The sequence below is a fragment of the Streptomyces sp. NPDC060027 genome (assembly GCF_042737005.1).
Taxonomy (GTDB): Bacteria; Actinomycetota; Actinomycetes; order Streptomycetales; family Streptomycetaceae; genus Streptomyces.
Genome location: NZ_JBHWVI010000423.1, coordinates 1 through 2,408 on the forward strand (window position 1 = coordinate 1; position 2,408 = coordinate 2,408).

Consider the following 2,408-nt stretch of genomic DNA (forward strand, 5'->3'; position numbering starts at 1 on the left):
CCATCGACCGGTTCGAGCTGACCCGCGAAGTCGAGTTCACCTCCTTCGCCGTCCCCTACATCGTCGGCGAGATCAAGCGCTTCTTCCGCGACACCTCGTGGGCCGTCCACGTCCCCCGTCGCCTGCAGGAAGCCCGCATCCATCTCGCCAAGGCCACCGAGGAGCTCCGCAGCCGGCTCGGCCGCACCCCCACCGTCAAGGAACTCTCCCAGCTGATGTGCCTGAGCGAGGAAGAGGTCAACGAAGCACGCCTCGCCTCCAACGGCTACACGTCCGCTTCCCTCGACGCCACCATCGGCTCCAGCGACGACGGCGAGGCCGTGCTGGCCGACTTCATCGGCACCGACGACAACGCCCTCGAACTCGTCGAGGACTTCAACGCCCTCGCCCCCCTGATAGCCGAACTCGACGACCGCGAACGGCGCATCATCCACATGCGGTTCGTCGACGAATGCACCCAGGCCCAGATCGGCGAACACCTCGGCGTCTCCCAGATGCACGTCTCCCGCCTGCTCAACCGCACCCTCGCCAAACTGCGGACAGGCATGCTCACCACCCACTGAACCCCGCTCTCCGCACGGACGGCGGCGCGTCCCACCCTGGGAGGATGGGACACGCCGCCTATGCATCTGGGCACGCCGCGGGGCGCTCGCCGGACGTACGCCGCCGGCGTCAGGCGCGGGTCGGGAATACGCGGAGAGCAGTCGCTCCGTGTCGTCCTGTCTGAGTCGGCTACGCCCCGCGGGCATGCGGCTGTCGGTGCTCGACGCCCTGACTCACGGCAGGAGGGCCTGGGAGAGCGTGGGGTAGCAGGGGATGATCGTGTCGAGGCCGACGATCTCCACGACGCGCTGCACCGGTGCGCTCAGGGCCGCCATCCGGATCCAGCCGCCGGCCGACGTGGCATCGCGCCGTGCGGCAGCCAGGACGCTGATGCCGCTCGAATCCATGAAAACGACGCCACTGAAGTCGAGGACCAGCCGGGCCGGTCCGTTGGCGTCTATCTCAAGGGCCTGGCGCAGGAAGCCGACGTTGTCAGCATCGATCTCGCCACTCAGGGCCAGGACACGGATGTCCGCGGCAGTTGTCTCTGCGATCGACAGTCGGGCGGGCCGCTCGACTGTGTCGTGAATGTCTGCCACGCGCCTTTCAACAATCCTCTTCGTACGGCCAACACCTTGGAAGGGAACCCTGAGCAACATCCTACGGGTGCCGCGTCCCCGTGGCTGTGCCGCAGGCAACGTTCCGGGCCGGTGTGCACGGCGCCTGGAGGGGTAACCGACAGAAGGCGGGCACAAATGGACGAAACATCCGGGAATGTCGGCGGTGGGCAGTCAGATACCGCCTCGCCGTTGGAGACCTCGCTCGCCCTGGACAGCGACGGCTCCCGCATCGCCCAGGCCCGCCACCTCGCAGCCGCCTTCCTGACGAAGGTGCGAGACGACCACGACATCCCGGTCATGACCGCCACCGTGGAGATCGTCCAGCTCATCGTCAGCGAACTGGTCACCAACGCCCGCAAGTACGCCCCCGGACCGGCCCTCCTGCACCTACGGATCACCGGACCCGTCGTGCAGGTCGAACTCTGGGACAGCAACCCCGACCTGCCGACCGCCAAGGCCCCGAACCCGAGGCGCATCGGCCAGCACGGCCTCGAGATCGTCACCGCCCTCGCCCGCACCGTCACCACGGAGCAGACACCCGTCGGCAAGCGCATCACCGCCGACATCGCCCTCAGTTCGGCCACCGGCTAGCAGAACCCGGGCTCTCGCCTCAGCCATTCGGGAGACGGACTCACCTCTGCGAGCCCGTATCTCGGCCTGCGCCCGCCCCGGCCGACCAGGCCGCCCGGGGTACCTGATGCTGGCTGGTTCCGGTCGTTCCGCCTGGTCCGACGACGTGGTGATCTAGGTCTCTGAACGGTCCCGTGCGGGGGTGGTTCCGGCGCGGTCGGGGCAGAGAACTGCAACTGTGCACCGTCGTCCGCACGGAGCTGGAACGGCAGCTCGCGTAGAAGACGCAACCCCCGCACGCCGCAGCACTCAGCGAAATCACGCAGACCACACGCCCTGCCCACCAGCACCCCGTCCATTCGACCTCGCGGCCCTCATGCTTCCCGGGCGGGCACACGATCACGGAACTCTCCCTCATGCAGGCGACCCCAGCCGCTGATAGCAGCCGGATCTCACCTGCTGCCGAGGACGGTAGGCGAACACTCCTGGACAGGCTGGCCGTTCTCCGCCGGCTAGGGCACCAGGGAAACCCGGGACGTCACACTCTGGGTGTCCCCGTACTGGACATCGTGCCGGCCGGCCGGCGTGCGCCCACGATCCTCACGGCCGTCGGACTGGCCGGAATCGCCCCGGCAGCGCTCGCCGGCTGGGCCGACTGGGCGGACCTGCCACCCG

The 2,408-nt window shown here is 68.5% G+C and carries 3 protein-coding genes; 2 read left to right on the plus strand and 1 reads right to left on the minus strand.

Translation table 11 applies throughout. The features are described from left to right. The coding region (locus tag ACFWBT_RS42615) for a SigB/SigF/SigG family RNA polymerase sigma factor (protein WP_385710108.1) at positions 1 to 563 on the plus strand (563 nt) is incomplete at its 5' end. 213 nt (positions 564 to 776) lie between these two features. On the opposite strand, the gene ACFWBT_RS42620 is transcribed toward ACFWBT_RS42615, so the two are convergent. Then, complete coding sequence (locus ACFWBT_RS42620) at positions 777 to 1,142, minus strand: STAS domain-containing protein (protein ID WP_385710111.1); 366 nt, start codon at positions 1,140 to 1,142, stop codon at positions 777 to 779. Between the two features lie 156 nt (positions 1,143 to 1,298). On the opposite strand from ACFWBT_RS42620, the gene ACFWBT_RS42625 reads away from it, so the two are divergent. Further along, on the plus strand, positions 1,299 to 1,754 hold the full coding sequence (locus tag ACFWBT_RS42625; RefSeq protein WP_385710114.1) for an ATP-binding protein: 456 nt from the start codon (positions 1,299 to 1,301) through the stop codon (positions 1,752 to 1,754). Positions 1,755 to 2,408: the final 654 nt, after the last annotated feature.